Raw genomic sequence first — 22,557 nt, forward strand, 5'->3', positions numbered from 1 at the left:
CGCGCCAGCCATCACAAAGCGTCTGAACCATTGTGATCGATGGTCGGGCTGGGCTACTTGCGGGGGACGCCAGCTAGATGACCAATCCCGTCGGCGACCTGTATTCCCACATCCCGTGCGACTACACCCAAGCCAGCAACAACCGACACCGCCGTATCCGAGACCTCGAAGTTGGCTCGGGCAACGTTGACCGTCCCTTTAATGTGATCGCTACCTGAGAGCGCACCAAACAGAATCCGCGCTGCCACAGGGCGTGTCTTGAATTCCGTCACGCGGAGCGTCACCGGTACGCCTGTCGCCGAGACCGGAATGCCCAGCTTTGCCATCTCGGCGCGGAAGGCATCGAGCAGTTCCGCCTTCGCCTCCGAAGAGATGTCGAACGAACCGGCATCGACCTGCAAGTCGCTGACGCCACCGGCAAGCGCATCACGCACCTCGTGCTCATGACCCGCATCGACAGACGTCATGGTTGGTGTTACTGGGGCCGCGCCAGTGTGAGGCGTATTGTTCGAGCCGCCGCCCGAACTCGGGTCATCAGGATTTTGGGGCGTTTGCGGTGACGACGTGCTAAGGAACTGCCCCCACAGCTGGTTGCCCCAGTTCTTGAACGAGCCCACCGGATCGCCATAGGCGTTCTGCACCCACGTCCCGAACGCGTTCAGCAGGCCACCGTTTTTCGCCGCACTCTCCGGATGCTCGTTGGTGTTGTTCAACACCTCGTTCTGCGCCGCGAGCGCTCCGCCCTGCGCGTTCGCGCCGGCCAATCCAGCCAGACCACCGCCGAGCAGCGTGGCGAAACCCGCCATTGCCGCTTGCTGCCCCGGACTCAGCGCCGCCCCCGTCGGATCAATCGCCTTCAGAAGGTCCGGCGAGAACGCCGCCGACACCGCCCCGCCAATGGCCCCGCCAGCACAACCCTGACCGGTTGCGGCGCCACTCGCGCACCCCAGCCGCTTATCTTTGCCCTGAAGCGCCCGCGTTTATCACAGCACGCAAACCCCAGACGCGGCGCGGCTTTACGAGTTTGCCCAACGAGTCGCGCGGCATCGCCAGACGTGTTTGTGGCAACAAATCACCAAGCCGGGATGCTCAACCACGGACCAATTCAAGCGCGATTTCCAGTTTTTCCCTCACCTCTCTTGAATGGCGCTTTCGGCGGTACGTTCCAACATCCATCTTTTGTAATGAAGCAGGCTCTTCGTCATTTGATCGCCACCTTGGAACATCGACTTTTACTATCTCATCAAAACTGGTAAGCACCCAATAGATGTCTTCCGCCTGCTCCGGCACCCACTCCAAAATAAACGCACATTTCAGCGTCGGCACGTAACTCCGTAGTGCTAGTCCTAGTCCGCTCAGGTCGTTCTTCGAGCATAGCTGCTCGGAGGTACCAAGAAGCTCGCTTCGAACCAACTCTCTTCTCTCAGAATTCCTCGCTGTCATTTCAGTTTCCCAGGAAACGCCGTCACAAGGTTGCCGTACTTGTCCGTAATCACCGTCATTGTCGATGTCGGCTGGTAGTTGTTGAACTTGTCGGTGCCGATAACCTGCCCGGCATTAACTTCTCGGACATAGTTGATGCTACCGCCGCTCTGGATCGTTCGACTCACGGGAGTCGACACGGTGTTTGGACTCCGCAGCAGATTCGTAAGATCGCCTTCGCTAATCGTAAACTGACTTGCATTTACCGTCGAATCAAGATGCCGATCTCCAATGTGGTCCAAGCCGTCGTTGGTCACGTTAATGCGCGACTGTACTCGGCCCGGTATGCCACTGTCTGTGGAAGTGCCTTGCCCCGTCGAGGCGCTGCCCGTTATTGCCACTCGACAACGTGCTGTTCGTTGGCGGAAGCGGCGATGACGATGCCGGCGACAGCATTCCCATCAACCCGCAGGCCTCACCGCCGCTCGCCGCGCAGAGTGCCATCGCAAAGCTGGTCACGACCGCTGGCGCCGACGGGTTATTGCCTCCGCCACTACTGCCGGTGACGTTACCGAGGTCATCAGCCGGCGGGTCGGCAGCACCATTAGGTTGATATACCGGCCCCTGGAACGCTTGCGAGATCGCCTGCGTCGCCGGGTTACCCGGCAACCACGGCATCAGCGTATAGGCTGTATTGGCAAGCGCGCTCAGCAATCCACCCTGACCCGGATCACGCTTCCCCGCGTTGTTCAGCGCCTCGTTCTGCGCCGCCGTCATCGCGCCATTCACGTTCACGCCGGCCAGACCGGCGAGGCCGCCACCGGCCAGCGTCGCAAACGCAGCCAGTGCCGCCTGCTGGCCGGGATCGAGCGGCGCGCCCGTCGGATCGATCGCCTTCACCACATCCGGCGAGAAGGCTGCGCTGACTGCTCCGCCCAGGGCGCCCCCGGCGCATCCGGTTCCCTCCGCAGCGGATGCCGCGCAGCCCAATGCCGCGTGCTCTGCGACATACAGTGGGTTGGACGTTGTCCAGAACCCGCTCTGATCGCTGAATGCGTTGCCAATCGCATACGCGCCTGCCGCAGCCGCATCGCTGACCGCACTGTTGCGCAGACTCGTGAGGAAGCTGCCTCCGTCGATTGCAGTCTTCACTCCCGCCTGCACCAGAGCATCACCCGCCATCGCCGCGGCTTGCATCGGCAATGATCCGGCAGTCGACGCGCCCGCCTGCGGCACCAGAGAATTACCTACGTTCTGCACACCTGCCAGCGAGGCCAGACTGTCGGGAGAACCGCTCATGCTGAAACCGACACCACTGCCATCAAGCGTGATACCGTTCGTGAGGCCAGCGGTGAGCCCGCCGATAGCCGCACCCTTGAGCAGATCGCCAAGATTCAGCGTGCCGTTCATCAGATCGCCCGCCGCGCTGCCGGCGAGACCTGCCACCGCGCCTGCGATGGCCGCATTGGCAACGCCACCCGCTGCAAAAGCCGAACTCGCGAGAATCCCGGCTGCAGCATTCGCTTCCGCAATGGTTCCGCCAGCCGCCAGTGTCGCCATGCCTGCATCGGCCGCCGCAGCCTGCATCCCCGCTACGGCTGCGGAAGCGGCACCCGCCGTCACGACCGAGATGGCTACAATGATCACCATCTCGAACACGATGATCGGGCCCATGCCGCCATCCGCAATCAGCGACGAATCGAGATGGTTGCTCACCGTCGATTGGGTAAAGCTGCTGCCCAACTGGCTCTTCAGGTTGGCGAGCAACTGCGTGGTGGCCGCCTGATTCACGCTGCCGTCTGCGTTGACTTGCTGAAGGGCGCCCCCGATCTGGTCGATCGACTGCGCATTCATGTCGTAATTCATCGCCTATCCGAACTCCGACACGACCCGCACTCGCAATGTCCCTCAACGCCAGATGCAGCAAGGCTTTGCGGGCACAACATGCCTCGATGCGATCCTGATTCCCAAATTTTTCGCCCAGATGCACTTTCCAGCCGCGCAACGGAACTTCGTTAAAGACCGATGCGCGCGCATCTTCACGCGCGCGGGTGCACGCAGTCTAACCGCGCAGGGCAATCAACAGTGTCAGCAATTGTGAGGCCGCCGACCGGTGCGTCATGTCTGTGCTATTCCAAAGGGGATCTCGATGACGAACCGCGACGGGCAATTGAACAATCCGGCGGCCGCGCCGGCTGACCGGCAACGCGACGCACATCGCGCTATTGCCGATGCATGGCTGCGGCACGCGATCGACGGAATCCGGCAGATGCATGGCAACGAGGATGCACGCCGCGAGGTGGCAACGAGGATTTTCTAGCGACCACGCATCGAGCACACGGCCGACGACGAAGCACGCAATTCGAGCCACAGCGCAGTCACGCTCATCGCCAACGCCATAAAGCACAAACCCGGCGCGTGGCCGGTTTGTCTCATTGCTGCGTTCCGGGCAATAACCGGCGGACGCCTATCCTGCATCCTTATTTTTTGCCGCTTGAACAGCGGTCAGCCAGTCATGCCATTGAGCCGGTTCGTTTGTGCTTCCGTCCGCCCAAAGAGTCTGCGAGATTCCGCTCAACAGAGTCGCGATGTCCTCGCTTTGGCGACCGCCTCTCTCGTAGTAGCGATCCAAGAAGATCAACATCGCATGAAAGGCTTCTGCTGTCGTCAACGAATCGTTCATTTTCACTTACCCGGCTTCGTCGGTGAGGCCAACCCAGTTTGCGGATTGAATGACTTTGGCGTTTGGTTAACACCTCCGTAACTAACTTTACCACCCCGGATGCCTACCCAAGTCTGAGTGCCATCCGGATTCAATTTTGCAGCCCACGTCGTGCCGTACTTGTCAGTCCCCAAGGCAGCCGACCGGGTCATTCGCAACATTCTCGAGAAGCTGGCGATTAGCTGAGGTATCACTGATATGCCCCTCCGAGTCGCGGAAAATGTGTCCGGCTCGCGCTTCATCGATGCCGATACTCCCACTGTTTGTGGCAACAAATCACCGGCGCAATGCTGATGATGAGGCGATGGATCTTCGGTAGTCAGTTATCCGATCCAACGCGACGCAGAGCTTCGACCTCATCCCAAAAGTCATGTGGAAACATTATGTCCGCTGGAACACCCACGGTCGACACAAGCTCGGCCATTTCAATCGAATATTCGCCATGGACATGCCACTTCCCAGACGGTGGAAAGACGAGGTACGAGCTCGTATTCGAAACAGCGAACGTTTCCCCTTGCACTTCTCCGGGCTCTTGGTTAAGGGCAGCGATATATTCGGGCTCCGTCACACTCGTATCCAGTTCGACCAGCGGGTACACGCCAAACCTCTCCGCAAAGAATGAAGCCGTCGCTTGCTCAAGATCGCAAAAGTAGATCGTGGCATCGCCACTCAAGCGCGCCAATTCAACAACATAGGTCCAGAAACCCTTTACGAGAAACTCTTGCCAATCGAAATACCGTCGAAATGTGCTAGGTGACACGTGCCCGGCCTGCCACGACTTCAAGCTTGCGGCCTGATTCATGAGGCGCCGATATAAATCAGTATCCGAAACGTATCTCATCTCACTGTCCATTCAATCGAATCTTGCTCACCAGATTTCCGTTGACTCGATAGTCAACAGAAGGGCCACCGGTCGAACTAGCGTTGTTCCGAACCGTGTATTGCAAATTTCCGTTTGTGTAGACGGTTACATCATTCGCTCCGCCTTTCGGCGTCGCAGTAAATCCGTTATCCAAAAAGACTCTGCTCGAACTGGTCTCGCGTAAGGTCGATGGTGGAATTGGGAATGCTCCCTGCCAATTGTAGTGTTAGTCCACCATACATTGGCACCATCTGCCGCCGTGTTTGTGGCAACACTCCATCCCAATTTCGATCACAACAATCAAGATGACGTAATTCCCCCGTCGTCTCCGATCCACAGAATCGCTGGCAAGGCGTAGAAGTAGTCAGATAACACTAGGTCGTTCTTCGACTTCGCGGACGCAGGCCAATGCTCACGCAAATAGGAGACGATCGTCGAGGCATCCACGTCCCAGACGTCACAACCCTCACGCCACAGTTCGTTGGGCGGGCAGAACCTGATTTGGCCTTCCCGAAGGAGCTTCTCGATAAGCCAGAAAAACGCCTCCTTGTGCTCTTCAAACGGGAGAGTCGGGTTCGGAACCAGAATCGCGTCGAACAAAGCGGTAATCCAGAGTCCGAACGCGTCTCGTACAATTTCACTAATCCCTGCGATGGTCATTGGCTACCTCCACGCAGGAATTTTATCTCTCTGTTGTAACTCGTCCCGGTAACAGTGCCAGGAATGTCGATTGTCCAGGCTGGCCCCGTTTGCGCGGAGGAAGAAGAAACGCTGCGCAAGGTGAAGTTACCTTGCGGCGTGTTGATCGTGTATCGAACGCCTTGAACCCCGTCTTCCGTAGTTCATGCGTCATCCGACTCACCACCAACTGTGTCGAATCGAGCTATCAGTTTCCTGCATGCCTGCGGAGCAAATGACTTTGCCCACTCCTCCGTCCGTTTGAACTCTGGCTCAAGGCGAGCAAGCGCTTCAGGCGCCCAGAGAAGCCGCTGGGCTTCAAGGGGCAAATGATCGGTTTCGGACATGATAGTCAGAAACGCATCAAAGTCAGGATCTCGTTCGGCAATACCAATTAATCGATTTTTTATGGCGTGCACCTGGACTGCGCCCTCAAGGAACGATAGCTTGCCGTCAAGCATGGCGTGAGCCAGCTCGACCAATCTTCGGCGCTCCGTCATCTCGCGTTCATTCATTGCTTGCCGCCACTCATTTCAACGGAATCGATTTTGGCCCCACGACCTGACCAGTCACAGCGTTTCTATACGCATGAATTTCGAACTGTATTCCGTCGGCCGCTGTATAACTTGAACTACTCACCTTACTCCAATCGCCGACCTGACCGCCATATTCCGATACCAAGCGAGGAGCATCCCTGAGAACAACGTCTGTCCCGTTGCCCGAAGTAGCCACTTCTTTCCCGGACATCAGCTCAGACAACTGTTGCTGGCTCGCTAACGACTTGTTGAGATTTAAACCATTGACCGCATTTGCCGCACTGTCCGCCCCAGCTGCACTGTTTGTGGCAACAAGTCACTATGCCACCAACGTTGCTTAGGAGGTCCTAACGGCCCTGATAATCTTCAAACTCCCATGCGCCCATTCGGCTCAACTTGGCCGCGATCACAGCCCAATCGTCACCATGACACGTTGCGACGTAGCGTTCAATGACCGCTTTGATGGCCTCATAATCATAGGCTTCAACAATCAGCATGTGCCTACCCCACATTGGCCCCTCGATGGCACATTGCGATTTAAGCCAGTCTGGTGTGCACACCTCGATGTCGAACGCTTCCGAACCCGCCTCGCCTTGCGGACCAATGTGGGCTCGAATCCAGGTGCCAAAGTTCGATACGTCATCCGGCTGATAGTTGATCAGCCTGTCTTCCAGCTGCAAGGAATGCAGCGATTTGATTTCAGCTTTCATGGCGTGATATTCAAGTGTCCGTTGCTAATGGGCCTACTACCAGGCGTGAGCTTCGATTCGAAATTGGCCTGCACACCGGTTGTGGCATACGAACTGTTCGGCTTCGCTGACGGCGGGCGATAGATCCGAAGACCATCGCTGCTAACCCAAGACGAACCGTCGCTCGATATACGGTATCCTGGACCAACCCATGCAGCTCCGAGCTCGTTTGCCTCCGTAGCAGTCGCTTGACCGAGACTGAAGTTGCCTTTTCCAAGAAAACCACCAGTTGCTGCGTCGTGCAAGATCCCCATTTGCTCTGCGGTTGTCAATGACCCTGTGTTTGTGGCCCGCGTAGTCGCGAAGCTGAGCTCCGTTTCAATCCAGTTTGCGGCATCGCTGAGGGCGCTGCTCATTTTCGCTTCGGCACCGACCGCTGCATCGGCCACGCCCTGCGCCAGCGCCTCGGCCGCCTCGCCCATGCTGATCGTGCCGCCACCGCCCTCCGCGAACCCGCCTGCGCCGCCGACGCCTCCCTCCAGCGGAATCAGGTTCTTCATGTTCGCTTCATCAAGCGGATTGGTCGAGTTGTACAGCGACTCGTTGGTCGCTGCATCCGCTCCGGCCAGCGCATTCTGGCCCAGCGCACCCGCCGCAAGACCGCCCAGCAGGGTCGCCGTGGTCACGATCGCTGCCCGCTGGTCCGGCGTGAGGCTGTCCAGCCCGCCCGCCTGCTGCACCATGTACGGCGCCGCCGCCGCACTGACGCCCGCCCCCACGGCCCCACCGCCGCATCCCTGGCCCGACGCCGCGCCCGCCGCACATCCCAGCACTGCGTGCAGCGCCACATTTTCGAACGAGCCAGACGGCGTATTCGCGCCGATCGCGCCCGAGCCGATCGCCGCCACATCCGCAACCGCGTTGTCACGCAGCGCCATCAGGAAGCTGCCCCCTTCGATGGCGGTGGAAATGCCCGCGTTGACCACGCTCTGCTCGCCGACCGCGACGGCGGCCTGACCAATGTTTTGCAGCGTCTGTGCGGTGTCCGACGAGATCAGGTTCGAGCCGACACCGCCGAAGTTATCCAGCCCCAGCCCCTCATCGACGCCCTGCGTCAGGTAAGCGACCGCCACCGCCTCCGCGATGTCCGACAGGCTGAACTGCCCGCTGTCGGCCTGGCTCATCGCGGCACTCAGGGCCGCCCCCAGTACAGGGTTGGCGGTCACAATCGATATCGCCAGGCTGATGACCTCCTGGATCACCAGGATCGGCCCCATGCCGCCGTCCGCGATCAGTGTGGTGTCAAGGTGATTGCTGACGGTGGACTGCGTGAAGCTCGTGCCGAGCTGGCTTTTCAGGTTCGACAGAAGTTGCGCCGTCTGCGCCTGGTTCACCGAACCATCGGCATTGACCTGCTGCAGGGCGCCGCCGATCTGGTTCAGCGTCTGCACGTTCATGTCGTAATTCATCGCCGACATGAAGCCGCCCTGCTGGACCACCGTCCCGGTCGTCTTCGCCACACCTCCATCGACTTCCTGATAGATCGTGCCGATGTTGGTCGAGCGCTGCTCGTTGGTCAGGCTCGCCGTGTTGACCGTGAGGTTCTGCGCCGAGATCGAACCGGTGTTGAGAATGCTGTTCGCGTAGTTGAGCGCGACATTGGCGCCGGTAATCTCGCCATCCGCGTTGACCACCGCATAGTTCTGCGGCAACAGCACCTCGGGCATCAGCGCCTGGACGGTCGGACATGTGCCGTTGCCGGTCGCCGTGCACCCCGGCTCAGGCACCGTCTCCTCGACGTACCAGAGCATCGGCGCATCGATCTGCGCGAGCTGCGCCTGACTGAGCTGCGTGCCAAGCGCGACGTTATGCTCCTTCGCGTACTGGAGCGCGACACCGTAGAGCGCCGCCTTGTCCTGGCTGGCAATCGAGGCCTGGCTGGTGCTGTCGGTGGCGCCGGGTGTGCCATATGAGGTGCTGTAGAAGCTGGCCTTGCCGGTGGCCTGCAGCGCAGCCTGCTCGATCTGCTGGTCTTCGGTGTACGGGTCGTAATAGAAGGGGACGTTGCCCGGCTGCAGATTCGACGGAAGCGCCGCGAGCAGCGCCGCAGGCGAAAGATCGCCCATGACCTGCGCGGCCGGACTGTTCGTCAGGTAGCTGACCGATACGGTCTGTCCGTTGAGGGTCTGCACGCTCGAGCCCGCTGGGGCCGTCGACTTCGCGACGGTCGGCGCCACCGGCTTGCCAACCGTGGTCACGCCGATCGGCGTATTCGACGGCAGGCCCGCGGCGCCCGTTACCGACGTGGGCTGGCCGCTGAGCGTCGTGACCCGCCCCGCACTGTTGACGGTCGTCGTTGCGTTCGCCGGCACCGATGGCGGCCCCAGCGTAATCACCTGCCCGGAGACGGCGGGCGGCGGCGTATAGACGTTCGGGTTCGTCAGTCCGTTGATGAGCTGTGAGCCGGTCAAGGCCACGTTCTGGCCGATCACGTTGCCGGTGTTAGTCAGCGTGGGCGAATTGACCGACAGCGTATTGCCCGCCTGGATCGTCGCCGGCACGAAGTCAGGCAGGCCAACCGACGAAGGCAGGCCCGCCGGGTCCTGCGCAGCGCTGCTGCTGTACGCGCTGCCGTAAAGCTGCTGGCACAGCGCCGGATTGTTCGCGCAGCCCCATGTCGCGTACTGCGTGCCGTAATGCGTGAAGCCGCTGCTCCAGTACGCGGAGAGGTACTGGTTACTGCTCGTGGCCGACGACGAGGCGTTGATCGTGACATTGTTCAGCGCCGTGACGAGGCTCCCGGTATTGCTGAAACTGCCTGCGGCGAGATTGACGTTGTGGTTCGCCGTGATCGTCGAGGGGCTCGCCGACTGCACGTCGACGTACGCCTCGCAGTTGCTCGTGCAGCCCGTGAAGGGCGTGCCGCTGCCGTAGTTCTGGTGCACCTGCACCGGCGCGGCAATGGTGTTCGTCAGCGTCGCGGCGTTGATGTCGACATCATTGCCGGCGGCAATCGTGCCCGACGTGTTTGTGACGCTGGCCGCCTGGGTGAGCGACGAGGGCGTCGTCGATGCATCGCTCGCACTCGTGCCTGCGCCGCCGATCACCACATTGCGCCGGGCGGCGAGATTGCCGTATGTGTTGCTGACCGTGTTCGCGGCAATCACGATGTCATTGCCTGCGGTCACCGTTGCGTTGTTCTGCTGGTAGCTGTACGTCTGCGAATTCGGGTTCGTCGTGGAGCCGCTCGTGCAACCGGAATAGCCCGACGCGCAGCCGGCCGTGGTCGTCATCGTCCCGGTATTGGTGCCCTGGTTCGTGAAGCCCGACGCGGTGATATTGACGTTGTTGGCGGCCGCGAGCGTGCCCGCATTGGTCAGGTTGCCGCCCGACAGGTTCAGGTTGTGCCCGGCGACGATCTGGCCCGTCGAACCCTGCACAGTGACCGACGACGACGTCGCAAGCGGCGTCACGGTGCCCGGCGCACTCAGACTGATACCCGCCGGATCAATGTAATAGCCCTGCGTGTAGGGACCGACTGCGGTCGCTCCGTAGAAGTTGTTCCAGACCGAGATAGTCGACGGCGCCTGCGACAGGAAGCTGTTGATCGAGGCCTGGTCAACGGTGTCGGTGACCGTCGAGCTGTAGGTTGACCCGCCATTGGAGAGCGACTGCAGGTTCAGTGATGCGTCATTGCCGGCGCTGACGGTGCCGCCCTGGTTGTTGAGGGCGTTTGCCGTCACACTGAGGTTGTGCCCTGCGGCAATGACCGAGCTGGCGCCGGACTGTGAGCCCGTCGTGGTTGTCGTCTCGGTGGCCGTTGGCAACGCAACCGTCTTCGTTGCGATGCCCATGCCCGCATTCTGCGGCGTCTGCACGAACCACAGGTTCTGGACGATGTTGTTGCCGGCATTGTTTGTCCCGACGACGGTCGGGATTTCGACGAACGTGACCGTCCCCGAGGTCGTGACGGGCGGGCTGCCGGGCAGTACAAAAGTCAGGCCGTCTGTGATGTCAGTCGCCGTGCCATCCGGCGACAGCGCATCGGCCAGCGTCACCGTCTGTGGCGTCTGGGTAATGGTGCAGCAGAAGCCATTCTCCGCCCCATAAAGGAAGGCGGCGTCGAGGGTATCGGTGCCGACGTTGAGCGCCATCACCAGCGCAGGATTGTTGATGACCGTGGTCGTGGTGGTCGTGGTCGAGCCCGACGCCGTCGAGTTATTGACGTTGTTCGCGGTGATCGACAGGTCGTTCGTCGCGGACAGCGTGCCGCCGGCATTACCCAGATCGCCGCTCAGGCTAACCGTCATGTTGCCCGCGCCGCTGGTGCCGTTGCCTGCCTTCGTGATGCCGTTCGAGTTGTCATAGCTCGAACCGGCAATGCTCAGCGCGTTGAGCGCTTCGATGGTGCCCGCGTTCGTGCCCGAACCATTGAGCGTGAACGCATCGCTTGCCTGCACCGTGCTCCCGGTCTGGTTCGCGAGCGAGCCATTGACCGTCAGGTCGTGCGCGTTGACCGTCCCGGCGTTGGAAACGGCGCCGTTCAGCGCGAGCGAGCCGCTGCCCTGGTTGATCGTGCCGCTGTTGCTGATACCCTGGGTAGCGGAAACGGTCACCGTGGTGCCCGGCAGCGTCCACGTACCGGTGTTGTTCACCGACTGCGCGGACAGGTTCAGCCCGTAGCCGCCGTTGACCGTCCCGAATGCGCTGGCCGACGGATCGATCGCCTGGTTAGGCAGCGCGAGCGTCGCGATGTTCTGCGCGAGGATCTGGCCGGCCGAGTTGTTGAAGCTGCCGTTACCGCCCGTTACCGTGACCGACGTGTTGCCGGTTGCAGCGCTCGGGTTGTTCACGTCGCCCGAGAAAATCAGCCCGTTGCTGTTGTCGAGTGCGCCGGTGACGAGATTGAGCGCGCTGGTTGCGAGCAGCCCGCCGGTGTTGGTCGTCGAGCCCGACACACTGAGGTTGTTCACCGGCCCGTAGACCGTGCCGGCGTTATTCAGATTCGAGGCATTGACCGCCATCGTCGCAAGCGACGACAGCGCACCCTGGTTCGTGATATCCGGACCCGAGACGGTGAGATTGCCTCTGGCCATCTGCGTGCCGACATTCGTCACCGTGCCGCCGGCCAGTGTCGCATCGCCCTGGTACGCGGCAGTGCCGCCCGTCGTCAAACTCGTGGTACCCGTTGCGCTGTAGGTGCCGCCGATCACCGCGTTGGCCGTGGTCACGTTGGCGCCCGAGAGCGTCGCATTGCCCGCGACGGTAAGTGCCGGCGCGCCCGAGTTGTACGCGGCATTGAGCTGACCGGCTGACGTGTCGATGCTGTTCGTTGCAGTCGCAACCAGATTGCCGCCGACGGCCATGCCCTGTGTGGTGATGTTGTTGGCGGTGAGCGTGGCGTCTTTCGAGACGGTGGTCTGGCCGTTGAGCGTGAGATTGCCGGCCGCGGTGAGCGTCGCGTTACCGGCGCTCGAAACGGCACTGTTCGCGGTGAGATCGCCACCTTTCGCGTTCAGGCTCAGGTCACCCAGACTCTGGACGCTGCCCTGCGCGGAAATGCCCGAGCCGGCCGTCACGCTCATCGGCCCGCCGGACAGGGCATCGCCACCGAGCGTCGCGCTGCCATTTGTGGCCGTCAGCGTTTCGGTCCCGACCGCTGTGGTCGCGCCTACGGAGAGGTTCGTGCCCGCCGTCGCGTTGAGGTTGTTGCCCGTCTGGATCGCGCCCGTGATGCCAAGGTTGCGTCCGGCTGACAGCGTCGTGTCGTTTGCGACGTTAAGCGTGCCGCTGCCAGTGATGTCGCGTCCGGCTGTCACCGTCGCGTTGCCTGTGCCGTCGGCCTCGAGGCCGCCGTTGAGCGTTGCGTCGCGTGTCGCCGTGATGGCCGTGCTCTGGCCGCTGTGCACGCTGCCCGATACGGTGGCGTCCTGTCCGGCATTGACCGTGACCATTCCCGGCGTCGTCAGCGTGCCGCCGACGGTCACGCTGCCGGCGCCCGAGGCGATCTGCGCATTGCCCTGGCTGTAGACGTTGCCGCCGAGACTCGCGCCCTGCTGGCCGCTCGCCGTGAGATTGCCCAGCGTGGTGACGCTGCCGGTCGTGGAGAGCGTGCCCCCGGTGGAGGTAAGGGTCATGTCGCCGACCGAAGCCGCCGCGCCGTTGATCGTCGTGTTGCCGCCACCGGTCACCGTGAGCGTGCTGCCGCTCGTGGCATTGCCCCCGAGTGCGGCGTCACCGCCGGCGCTGACCGAAATCGCGCCGGGTGCGGTGACCGTTCCGCCGAGCGATGCGTTGCCGTCCGCCTGCGCGGTAACGGAACTGCCCGACTGCACCGAGCCGGTCAGGCCGATGTTCTGCCCTGCCACCAGCGAGACCGCGCCCTGCGACGATGCGACATTCCCGTTGCCCGTGACGGAGCCAGACTGCGCGCTGATCGACACAGGCCCCACGGCCTGCGCGGTGCCGCCCAGCGTCGTGCCCTGCGCTGACGAGACCGTGAGCGCGCCATCGGTCTGCACGTTGCCCGCTACGCTGGCCGTGCCCGTCCGGGCCGTGACAGCCGTGTCGCCGACACCCGAGACTGCGCCGTTGATCACCGCGTTGCGCGCAGCCGTCAGGCCCACGGTGCTGCCACCCTGCACCGAGCCATTCACCGTCAGGTCACGGCCCGCACTCGCGGCAATGGTGCCCGGCGCCGTCATCGATGAATTGACGGTCAGGTCGCCCGTCCCTGTCTGCAGCGCGAGATTCTGGCCCGAGACCGAACCCACGGTCATCGAGTTGCCCGCGTTGAGCGTCGCATTGCCGTTCGCGGCAACGGATGCAGCGGCAAGATTGCCACCGGCACTCATCGACACGTTCTGGCCTGCCGACACGGTACCCGTCGCGTTGATGTCGCCGTTCGCGGTTACCGTGTAGTTCTGGTTGGCCAGACCCGTGCCGCCAATGCTCGTGCTGCCCACACTGGCGAGATTCACGTTCTGGTACGCGAACGTGCTGCCGACCGCGATGTCCCCATTTGAGGTGACGCTGACGTTACCTGCGGTCGCCGACAGCGCACCCTGGGTATTGACACCCATACCCGCTGCCGTCGAGACGATGTACACCTGCCCCGAGGTGACGGAGCCGTACCGGTTCGCGTCAATCGCGACACCGTTGTTGCCTATCGCCGCAGCCGTATTGGCGGTACCATTGGACGCGGTGCTGTAGGTGGTGCCCCCAGAGCCCAATGCCACCGGCGTAACGGTCTGGTTGCCCGCGATGATGTTCACGCGCTGGTCCGCGCGCAGTGGCGCGTTGACATTGACCGTCTGGCCTATCAAATCGATGTTGCCGACCGTGCCTTCGATGCCGGCGCCAGGACCGTTGACGCCTGCCGGACCGTTGATCGAGATGCTCCCGGAATTGACGCTATAAGCCACCGCGCCCGCATGCGCGAAGTCGGTGGACGTTCCGCTCCCCCCCGTGAGGAACTGCGGCGTGCCGGTGGTGAGCACTAAGCCCGGCGCATTTGTCAGCGACAGCCCGCCGACGCTGACACCGTTCGGTGAACTGACCACAATCGTGGCCGCACTTCCGAACACTTCCAGCGGCCCCATCAGGCTCGATGCCGGACCCGTGGAAGTCACCTGGTTGATGATGGTCGTTGCCGCGCGTCCCACGAAGTTCGGGTTGGCGCCGAGCGTGCCGCCGAGCAGAGGTGTCCCGGCGATGAGGCTGTTGTTCAGCACCAGCCCGGAAGCGTCGACATTAAACGACTGGTACTGGTTCAGGCTGACGCCGTTCGCATTCGGCGCCGTAATGTTCACCGCCGCTACGCCCGCGCTGGTCTGTGTGATGGTCGGCTGGAACTGGACCGGCGCACGCGGATCGACGATTGGCGCAGCATGCGCAGTTGCATCGGCAAGAAACACCGCCGGCGCGAAATACATCACCCCCGTCATCACGCAGGCTGTCGCACGCATCCACAATGGGCGGGACGGCGCGCTCAATACGGCGAACGGAAAGCGTTGCATATGACGTGCCGAATTTCGTTGTACTAATCGGACGAAGGTCTCGCGGACTTGCCTGCGCATACGGGAATTCTTATTGTTCGCGTTATCAGACGGGACAAACTGCCTGAGCGGCGAATATAGCTGTTAATCGCCGGTCACACTGTCAGGGAAGGTAAGGCTTCACAAAAGGCCCTGTCTGTTCGGCACCGAGGTACTACCTACCCGATCCGAAGAAGCCGGGCCGCACCCGCCGCATCCATCGGCACGGGGACGTGATGACACCGCTAGAAAAGCTCGCGAGCCTGCCGGAGGCGGGCCGCTTTCTGCGCGACGGCATCACGCTCGATCAACTGCTGCAACAGGCGCGCAGCCAGACCGATGTCGAAGCCGCCCGACAGGTCCGCGAAGCGCGGGAGCGGTTGCTGGGCGAGGTGGCTGCCGAAACCCGCACCGTGTACAGCGACGTGTGGAGCCTCGCCCGATCCTGCGCTGAATAACTCCGTGAGGGGCAAGCCGCTACGGGCTACGCCCTCCGCAGCTTCCCCCTCACAACCGACGCCTCCCATCCCCTACAATGCGGGTTCCCTTTAACGATCACCCACCTCCAACTACTCCGTCCTTTCCAGGCTCCTTTTGGTTTTGGAAAGTACTAGTCTGACAATCGGGTCGGCGGCTTTTCGGGCATAAGCGCCCCGCGCAATATGATCAGTTTGCGCATCAGCGCATGCAAAATGCATGCATCGTCCACACGCTATCGACCATGGTCAGCACTTCGATAAGCACCTCCGACGACCACGCGGGGTTTTCGGACGCGCGTCGACGATCACACGACCCAGGACAGCCTCGATCGCTGTCACGACACAGCGGCGATTCGCGGTTGGCTAAAGTTGCAGGCGACATTTCGTTCGTACAGTACGTCGATGCAGTTTTCCGGTTGTCCGGGGCATAAGGCGAAGGTCACTGCCGCATGCGGGCAAACAATATGCGCGTAGAACTTCGCGTGGGATAGGTATGCGTAAAATTGAGTGTGACAGCTGCCCGCGTGATCAGGAACGCCCCGCATTTGACTGACATCAAAAAGGACAATGGATCTCGTCACCAGGATTTTCGGAACCCGGTCTCCGTCGACGGCACCAGCGCACACGGTCTATCTAAGGCCGGGCGAGTCGATGCCCCTACGTACCGCGATCGAGCGTGTGTTTGCCAGCACCGACAAGGAATTGGTTGCGCTGTGCACATCGCACTATTCGGGCTATGTCAGGGAGGCGGCGATTGGACGGGCTGTCGAACTTGGCGGCAGCACGTTTCTGCGGCCGATAACTGAGCGCTTGAACGATTGGGTGCCGGAGATCCGGAACGCGGCAGCAAGGGCCTTGCTCACGCTTCTGGCGACGTTCCCCGCCGAGAGCTTTGTCCCGCTCCTTCCCCGACTTCGCAGCCTCATGCAGGCCACACGCACGGACCATCGATCGTGGCTACTCGATATTGAATGGCGACTGGTGCAGGCGGGTGGAACAACTGCGATCGTTGAAGCCATAAGCGGCTCCGACTTTCACCTGAGGCGCGCGGCGTATCTGGTAGCGATAGATCATCAACTCCTGCCGATCCCAGAAATCGTACAGCGCGGCCTGCTTTCCGGCGACATCATGCTAGCAAAGCGCGCAGTGGCTCTGATTGACCACTTGCCCGTCGAGCAACGAAGCGGAAGCATGGCTATTGCCGCCGCCGCCCCCTTCGGGCCAGTTCGGCATACAGCCTTCAAGTTCGTTGTAAGCGATGGAGTGGGTTCCGAAAACGAGCCATTCCTGTGGCGCACGATATTCGACCCGCAAGGCAGCTTGCGCGCCGCCGCTGCCCGGCTGCTGATTGAGCGTGGGCGCGACGTCGTCGAGCGCAGCAGCGCGATGCTCGACACCGGGACATTGACCGTCGCACAAGTCCGCGCGGGCTTGTCGCTTCTCGCCGAGCTCCGCGCCCGAAACGCCACTGCGATGCTGACCCGGTTTGCCTGCGATTCACGGACGCAGATTCGCGCCCATGCCGTGGCACTGCTAGCCAGGGTTTCGCCTCTGGCCAAAGACGACATTGAAGCGCGTGCGCTTCTCGATTCGGCACGGAGGGTTCGAAAAGCTGGGGTTCGCCTCTGCACGCTTAGGGCATTTGTTTCCCTTGAACAGATCCGGACGTTGCTCGTTGAGCACCGGGATCGTCACGCCGCCTTGACGATCTGTGCGCGAGACCAATGGGATAGCCTCGCATGCATTGGACTCATCGCGCTACTCGAGACGCCGTCTGAAAGCGGCGACGAACACCTGAATGAAGCGTTGAGAAAATGGATGACTAACCCAGCCTCATCCTGGGCGAAGCCCGGGATTCAGCACCGCCGTATCTGGCTGGAGCTTGGGGTTGGAACACGATTGCTCGAGCTAGCCGGAGATCGGCACGCAGAATTGCGCGCCCGGCTGCAAGAAATCGGAATGGAACTTTGAATCCGCCGCGAGCGTTGCATCCGAATCACTTACTCCGAGGCTACTATGGATTTCAAAACCTTGGTCGAGAGCTTGGCGAAGAACACACCATCATGGGCAATTGCCGTGGCCGTGATCGGCGTCGTTTGGCAGGTCGTATACGCTGTAATTCAGGAGTGGATTCGATATAGGCAGACGCGGGCCTCCCTTGACCTCGAGCTTAATAAATTCGAGCAACAATCGAAACTGGATCAAGAACGGTTTAACAACCAGAAGGTCTTAGCCGATTACGAACTACGAAAGTGGCGCGAGCAGCTATCAGTGCAATTGACGACCAAGCATTTCGACGCGAGGCTATCAGAGTACGCAGAGCTCTGGGCTGTTGTTGAAACCGCAGCCAAGCACCGATTCGATGCGGGAGAATTCGATCCCGAACAGTTCAAAGGCGCGGCATCCAGCGTTAGAAAATGGCGGTATTCGAAAGGCGGTCTTCTAGCGGAGGAGACGACACGAGACGCCGCTTACGCGTTTCAGACGGCCCTCTGGGGCTTTAACGGATCGGCCGAGGCATATAGACAACTGCGATTCGCGCGCCGACTCTTACGATCATCACTCAGGGCGGACCTTGGCCTCGGAGAAGACGACCTCGGCCAAAGCATCCTCGACGCAACGGAAAGAAGACATAAAATTCGACAAGAACTGAAGACATTACAGCCGAAGGAAGATTGATCGCACCTGAATCTGGTCCTGCAAGACGCAAGCCGCCAACGCTGCACGCACTTTTCAATCACGGGGTTTTCAATGCTCAAGAATGCGTGGGTCGGAAAGGAACCACTCTGGAAGGTCTGGTGGGGTCTCGGGATTCCCACGTGCACGATCCTGATCCTGATCAACGTCTACGTCATGTATGCGCTGCCACTGCCGACGCCGTACGCCATCTGGATACCAGCGCTGGTCGTGCAGATCGTGCTGGTCGCCGCATGGAGTCGCACGGCCTGGATCTGCGCGCCGAACGTGAAGCATCGCGTCTGGATGTACCTTGCACGGATCTGGATCGTCCTCTGGCTTCTTTCGCAGGTCCAGCGAACGCTGCAGCACGGATAGGATCGAATGAACCGGTGGCGCGCAGCACGACGGCCCGCGCGACGCTCGAACATAACACTACTTTGGCGTGCCTGTTGTGACCGAGGAGAACGCGTTTCACTGGATCGAAATCGATCCAGCCTATCAGGGACGTATGGGCCGACCGGGGCCGACGGCGACGATGGGACACGGCGCCATGCTCGGCCGCGTCGCGCCGGATGGCCAGCACCGGTTCCGTATCGTCATCGGGCTGATATGACTTCACGTGTCAATGGGATCAGTTTTCAGGTTGTCGTGTACACGTCATGTGAATTTCCTGAGAGCGACGTAGCAGTAAATCTCGACGGTGGATCACACTGATATTCGCGGGTTGGCTACCGCATTACAGAGGTCCGCCCAACGAGCCTGCCGCTATCTAGTGTCGCAATTCGGATGCTGTCCGTTGCGTAGTCCGTTCGCGGGTTACTCGCGTGCCGGGCTACGCCGCCTTCAGGAAACTCTTCCTCCAGAGGTTAGGGTGAGGTCAGGGGGCAGGTGTTGCATTACGCGGCGTGCACCTCGCGCGGTACAGCGAGCGACATCGCCAGCCGACTGATGTCCCAGATGAATCCACTGAGTTCGCGGGCGACCGCGACCACCGCGATGTTCTTTTGCTTGCCGCGCGCGACGAGTTTGCGATAACGCCGGCATAGTCGCAACTGCGCGTCCCAGGCGCGATCGATGATGGGCTTGGGGATGCCTTCGTGTCGCCGCTGGATGTCGGGGCTCACCCGTGCCGGGTGCCGGTAGCTCCAGGCGGCCTCGACTAACAGCTTTCTTGCATAGCTGTTGCCCGTCTTGGTGATGCTGCCCTGGCGCCGTTTGTTGCCGGAGGAATGTTCTGACGGGGTCACGCCGAGCCAGGCCATTAGCTGGCGCGGGTGCACGAAGCGTGAGAGATCGCCCAGCTCGGCGAGCATGCCTACGGCCGTAGTGAACTGCACACCGCGCATCGTCTGCAGGCCCAGTACGGCAGGATAGAAGCGCCAGTTGAGGACCGCCTCGCGCAGGGCGGTTTCGAGACGCTCGCATTGCGCCAGGCGGTCCTCAATCGTGCGCCGAAGCTCGTCGAGCGCGAGTTGCTGCCAAAAGTTGTCGAATGAAAACGCGCTTAGCCAGCGACGGTGCGCGGTCCCCCAGTCGGCACGACCCACATAGCGCACGCCATGTGAGAGCAGGAAGGCCTTCAGGCGTTGTCGTGCACGCTTCATATCGTCTTTGGCGCTGACCCACGCACGTGCCAGATCACGGAACGCTTCATCCTCTACGGTGGGTACGTATACGGCCGACAGATCGCCGGCGCGCAGCAGGCGCACGAGTTTTATGGCGTCGCGCCGGTCAGTCTTGACGCGCTCGCCGGGCTTTCTGGGAATCAGTGACGGTGCGCACACCATGCAGTCGAAGCCCTTCTTTACGAGCTGACGGTAGAGCCCATAGCCGCACGGGCCCGCTTCGTAGACGACGCGTATGCGGCGCGCTTTGGACTGCAGGCGTTTGCACAGGCGATCGATGTTGTTCTGCGTCGTACCGATCCTGCCAAGCAGTTCGACTTCGCCGGTGCCGAGTGCATAGGCGACCGTGATCGAGTCCTTGTGAACGTCCAGGCCGACGTATAGCGTGCTATCGTTTTCCATGCTGGCCTCCGTGCGGGAAATCGCCGGGTGTGGCGCCGTCCACACCGTGCGGCTCTGGCAGCAATGCTAACCCGCGTTTGATACCTCGCGGCAGGCCAGCCTCTACCTCACGTGAAGTCATACTGCCTAGTCGATCTCGACGCATATCTGCGCTTCACACCGCAGGGCGAAGATCTGCCGCGGCTCGTTGAATGGGTACGGGCGCCGGCCATGAGCTGGAATGGGAACTCGAACTGCGCATAAGGCCCGAGAGCGCGCCGCCGGCAGTGATGGGCGGCCAGAGCGCATGGGCTGGTCGGGGTGGCTGGGCCGCCCGAGCCCCCACAATCGGATTACCGGCGTCGAACAACTGCGGGCCAAGGCCGTCATTGCCGACAAGGGCTATGACGCCGATACCTGAGATTGACCCGCAAGAACGGACACCTTCTTTTTCAAGAGGAGGTGCCGAAATGGGCAAGACTCGTACGCCGTACCCGACAGAATTTCGGGCGCAGATGGTGGAACTGGTCAGGGCCGGACGCACACCGCAGGACCTTGCGCGCGAGTTCGAGCCAACGGCGCAGACCATCGTCAACTGGGTTGCACAGGCCGATCGCGATGCTGGTGTACGCCAGGACGGGCTGACCACGGCCGAACGGCAGGAGCTCACGCGGCTGCGTCGTAAGGTCCGCCAGCTTGAGATGGAGCGCGACATACTCTCTCACGCGGCAGCCTGGTTCGCGAGGGAGACGGGAGCCGTGCCACCGAAGGGCGGTACGGATTCGTGAAGGCGAACCGGGCCCGCTGGCCCATTGCCACGATGGCGCGGCTGCTCGCGGTCTCCACGAGTGGCTACTACGCGTGGCTGGTACGCGAACCCTCGGCGCATGCCTGCAGTGATGCGCAGCTGCTGGCGCGTATCCGTACGCTGCATGCGAGTTCGCGCGGCACGTACGGGGCGCCACGTATCCATGCGCAACTCGCGCGCGAGGGCGTGCACGTGGGACGCAAGCGGGTGGCGCGCCTGATGCGCATCGCTGGCCTGTGTGGCGCGAGCCGGCGTCGCTGGCCACACACCACGCGGCCACGTGCGGGAGCCCGGCGTGCGCCCGATCTGGTACAGCGACACTTCAGTGCCGGTGCCGCGAACGTGCTGTGGGTCGCGGATGCCACCTACATCCCGACCGATGAAGGATTTCTCTATCTGGCGGTGGTGCTCGACGTGTTCAGCCGCCGCATCGTCGGCTGGGCGATGTCGAACCATCTGTACACCGAACTCATGTTGCGCGCACTGGACATGGCGCTGCTGCAGCGACGACCCGAGGGGGTGATCCATCACTCCGATCAGGGGTGTCAGTATACGTCGATTGCCTTCGGGCGCCGCTGCCGCGAGGCGGGCGTGCATCCCTCTATGGGGACGGCGGGCGACGCCTACGACAACGCCATGTGCGAATCGTTTTTCGGCACGCTGGAAGCGGAGTTGCTGTCGCGTGAACACTTCGCGACCCATGAACAGGCACGGCGGCGTCTGTTCTCATTCCTGGAGGGGTGGTACAACGTGCGACGCCTTCATAGCAGCCTCGGTTATCACTCGCCGCTGGAATTCGAAAACCTTCACGCCAAAGATCAAATCTCGTCGCATTGCGGGTTGCCCACCGCCCGACAGCGTCATGGTCGTGACAGGCGACCCGCTGCCGGGCCGTGGACAACCCGCGGCCTTCATGGAGGATCAACAGTGAATTAAACCCAACTGCAGAACTGTCCGTCGAACCGGGTCAACCTCAACCTTTGTGCAGGCAGTTCGCTCCACCGGCGCCAGGGTCGTCATTCCGCCGCGCTCGAACCGCAAGAAGTCGCAACGCCGTTACAGCCGGAAGCTGTACCGTACGCGCAACGTGGTCGAGCGCTTCTTCAACCGTATCAAGCATTTTCGTCGAGTCTCCACTCGTTACGACAAGCTCGCTGACAGCTACCTCGTGTTCGCGTCACTTGTCTGTGCGTCTGGGCCGTTCGTGAAAATGTGAACACAGCCTAGTACTTTGGCGCGAACGGGCCTCCCTGCGGCACGCGGCAGCCTGCAGCACTAGCCCCGCTCGCCCGCTGGCGTAGAGCGCAATGAAACTGTCACTATCTCGGGCGCGGCGCGACGCGGAAAGCCGGCGTCGCGGTGACGATTTGCCTCCACTTCAAGCGTAATGAAAGTGTCAATTCGCCTCAGTCCGAATTGAATCTGTCACCTCGCATCGCGAGGGCGGGATTGCCGCCAGGTCTGATTCAACGGGAGAAGTTATGGCGGTTAGAGTTAGAGGCCGAGAGGCCGGCCAAGGCGCGGCGCGAAGTGCCCCCGGCTGGACCTTCGCTCACCGGGAAGCAAGCCGACGAATGACCGGTTACGAGCGACGCGGCCGACCCTTGACGACCCACTCCGGCCACTGGACCAAGCGTTAC

At 61.6% G+C, this 22,557-nt stretch carries 17 protein-coding genes and 3 pseudogenes; 9 read left to right on the plus strand and 11 right to left on the minus strand.

Annotation, left to right across the window (positions count from 1 at the left end; genetic code table 11):
- Window positions 1–53: 53 nt before the first annotated feature.
- The 4 genes from BPHY_RS43625 to BPHY_RS36380 form a co-directional block, all read right to left on the minus strand.
- Window positions 54–887 (minus strand): hypothetical protein, encoded by an 834-nt coding sequence (locus BPHY_RS43625; RefSeq protein WP_012406479.1) that lies wholly within the window; start codon window positions 885–887, stop codon window positions 54–56.
- A 202-nt stretch (window positions 888–1,089) separates the two neighbouring features.
- Window positions 1,090–1,326, minus strand: a complete 237-nt coding sequence (locus BPHY_RS40675) for a hypothetical protein (protein ID WP_233445514.1) — start codon at window positions 1,324–1,326, stop codon at window positions 1,090–1,092.
- 113 nt (window positions 1,327–1,439) lie between these two features.
- Entirely contained in the window at window positions 1,440–1,739 is a 300-nt protein-coding gene (locus tag BPHY_RS36375; protein WP_012406481.1) for a hypothetical protein, read from the minus strand.
- A gap of 1 nt (window position 1,740) precedes the next feature.
- Window positions 1,741–3,288 carry a DUF637 domain-containing protein gene (locus tag BPHY_RS36380; RefSeq protein WP_012406482.1) on the minus strand — a complete coding sequence of 516 codons (1,548 nt, stop codon included), beginning with the start codon at window positions 3,286–3,288 and terminating at the stop codon, window positions 1,741–1,743.
- A gap of 283 nt (window positions 3,289–3,571) precedes the next feature.
- Here BPHY_RS36380 and BPHY_RS42830 point away from each other — a divergent pair, with 283 nt between their 5' ends.
- Window positions 3,572–3,742: a hypothetical protein gene (locus BPHY_RS42830; protein WP_167538911.1), complete on the plus strand. Its 171-nt coding sequence runs from the start codon at window positions 3,572–3,574 to the stop codon at window positions 3,740–3,742.
- A 147-nt stretch (window positions 3,743–3,889) separates the two neighbouring features.
- Here BPHY_RS42830 and BPHY_RS39170 read toward each other — a convergent pair whose 3' ends face one another.
- The 6 genes from BPHY_RS39170 to BPHY_RS36415 form a co-directional block, all read right to left on the minus strand.
- On the minus strand, window positions 3,890–4,111 hold the full coding sequence (locus BPHY_RS39170; RefSeq protein ID WP_208459155.1) for a hypothetical protein: 222 nt from the start codon (window positions 4,109–4,111) through the stop codon (window positions 3,890–3,892).
- Between the two features lie 352 nt (window positions 4,112–4,463).
- Entirely contained in the window at window positions 4,464–4,946 is a 483-nt protein-coding gene (locus tag BPHY_RS36395; RefSeq protein WP_157686954.1) for a hypothetical protein, read from the minus strand.
- A 360-nt stretch (window positions 4,947–5,306) separates the two neighbouring features.
- Complete coding sequence (locus BPHY_RS36400; RefSeq protein WP_012406485.1) at window positions 5,307–5,666, minus strand: hypothetical protein; 360 nt, start codon at window positions 5,664–5,666, stop codon at window positions 5,307–5,309.
- 182 nt (window positions 5,667–5,848) lie between these two features.
- Complete coding sequence (locus BPHY_RS36405; RefSeq protein ID WP_012406486.1) at window positions 5,849–6,199, minus strand: DUF2489 domain-containing protein; 351 nt, start codon at window positions 6,197–6,199, stop codon at window positions 5,849–5,851.
- Window positions 6,200–6,567: 368 nt separating this feature from the next.
- Entirely contained in the window at window positions 6,568–6,930 is a 363-nt protein-coding gene (locus tag BPHY_RS36410; protein WP_012406488.1) for an immunity 8 family protein, read from the minus strand.
- Window positions 6,927–14,987: a two-partner secretion domain-containing protein gene (locus BPHY_RS36415; protein WP_157686955.1), complete on the minus strand. Its 8,061-nt coding sequence runs from the start codon at window positions 14,985–14,987 to the stop codon at window positions 6,927–6,929. Before BPHY_RS36415 ends, BPHY_RS36410 begins: the two co-directional genes overlap by 4 nt.
- Window positions 14,988–15,181: 194 nt before the next feature.
- Here BPHY_RS36415 and BPHY_RS36420 point away from each other — a divergent pair, with 194 nt between their 5' ends.
- The 5 genes and pseudogenes from BPHY_RS36420 to BPHY_RS40690 all read left to right on the plus strand — a co-directional run.
- On the plus strand, window positions 15,182–15,403 hold the full coding sequence (locus BPHY_RS36420; RefSeq protein WP_012406490.1) for a hypothetical protein: 222 nt from the start codon (window positions 15,182–15,184) through the stop codon (window positions 15,401–15,403).
- 672 nt (window positions 15,404–16,075) lie between these two features.
- Window positions 16,076–17,395, plus strand: coding sequence for a hypothetical protein (locus BPHY_RS36425; RefSeq protein WP_244257787.1), 1,320 nt, complete (start codon window positions 16,076–16,078; stop codon window positions 17,393–17,395).
- Window positions 17,396–17,440: 45 nt separating this feature from the next.
- On the plus strand, window positions 17,441–18,103 hold the full coding sequence (locus tag BPHY_RS36430) for a hypothetical protein (RefSeq protein ID WP_012406492.1): 663 nt from the start codon (window positions 17,441–17,443) through the stop codon (window positions 18,101–18,103).
- 72 nt (window positions 18,104–18,175) lie between these two features.
- Window positions 18,176–18,478, plus strand: a complete 303-nt coding sequence (locus tag BPHY_RS36435) for a hypothetical protein (protein WP_012406493.1) — start codon at window positions 18,176–18,178, stop codon at window positions 18,476–18,478.
- A gap of 55 nt (window positions 18,479–18,533) precedes the next feature.
- Window positions 18,534–18,707: pseudogene (locus BPHY_RS40690) on the plus strand (type VI secretion system baseplate subunit TssG); the annotation flags it as partial.
- 292 nt (window positions 18,708–18,999) lie between these two features.
- Here the strand turns inward: BPHY_RS40690 and BPHY_RS36440 are convergent.
- The gene (locus tag BPHY_RS36440) at window positions 19,000–20,130 is read right to left on the minus strand and encodes an IS110 family RNA-guided transposase (protein WP_012406494.1); all 1,131 of its coding nucleotides are present in this window, start codon (window positions 20,128–20,130) and stop codon (window positions 19,000–19,002) included.
- Window positions 20,131–20,259: 129 nt separating this feature from the next.
- On the opposite strand from BPHY_RS36440, the pseudogene BPHY_RS40695 reads away from it, so the two are divergent.
- From BPHY_RS40695 to BPHY_RS36455, 3 genes and pseudogenes are all read left to right on the plus strand, one after another.
- Window positions 20,260–20,530: pseudogene (locus BPHY_RS40695) on the plus strand (type VI secretion system baseplate subunit TssG); the annotation flags it as partial.
- 49 nt (window positions 20,531–20,579) lie between these two features.
- Window positions 20,580–21,853, plus strand: a protein-coding gene (locus tag BPHY_RS36450; protein ID WP_407671306.1) for an IS3 family transposase whose coding sequence is annotated in 2 segments (ribosomal slippage) — window positions 20,580–20,838 and window positions 20,838–21,853 — 1,275 coding nt in all. Because the reading frame shifts where the segments join, the coding sequence is not laid out codon by codon here.
- 43 nt (window positions 21,854–21,896) lie between these two features.
- Window positions 21,897–22,133 (plus strand): annotated as a pseudogene (locus BPHY_RS36455) (IS5/IS1182 family transposase); the annotation flags it as partial.
- Between the last annotated feature and the right edge of the window lie 424 nt (window positions 22,134–22,557).

The organism is Paraburkholderia phymatum STM815 (genome assembly GCF_000020045.1).
In the GTDB taxonomy this organism is placed as follows: domain Bacteria; phylum Pseudomonadota; class Gammaproteobacteria; order Burkholderiales; family Burkholderiaceae; genus Paraburkholderia; species Paraburkholderia phymatum.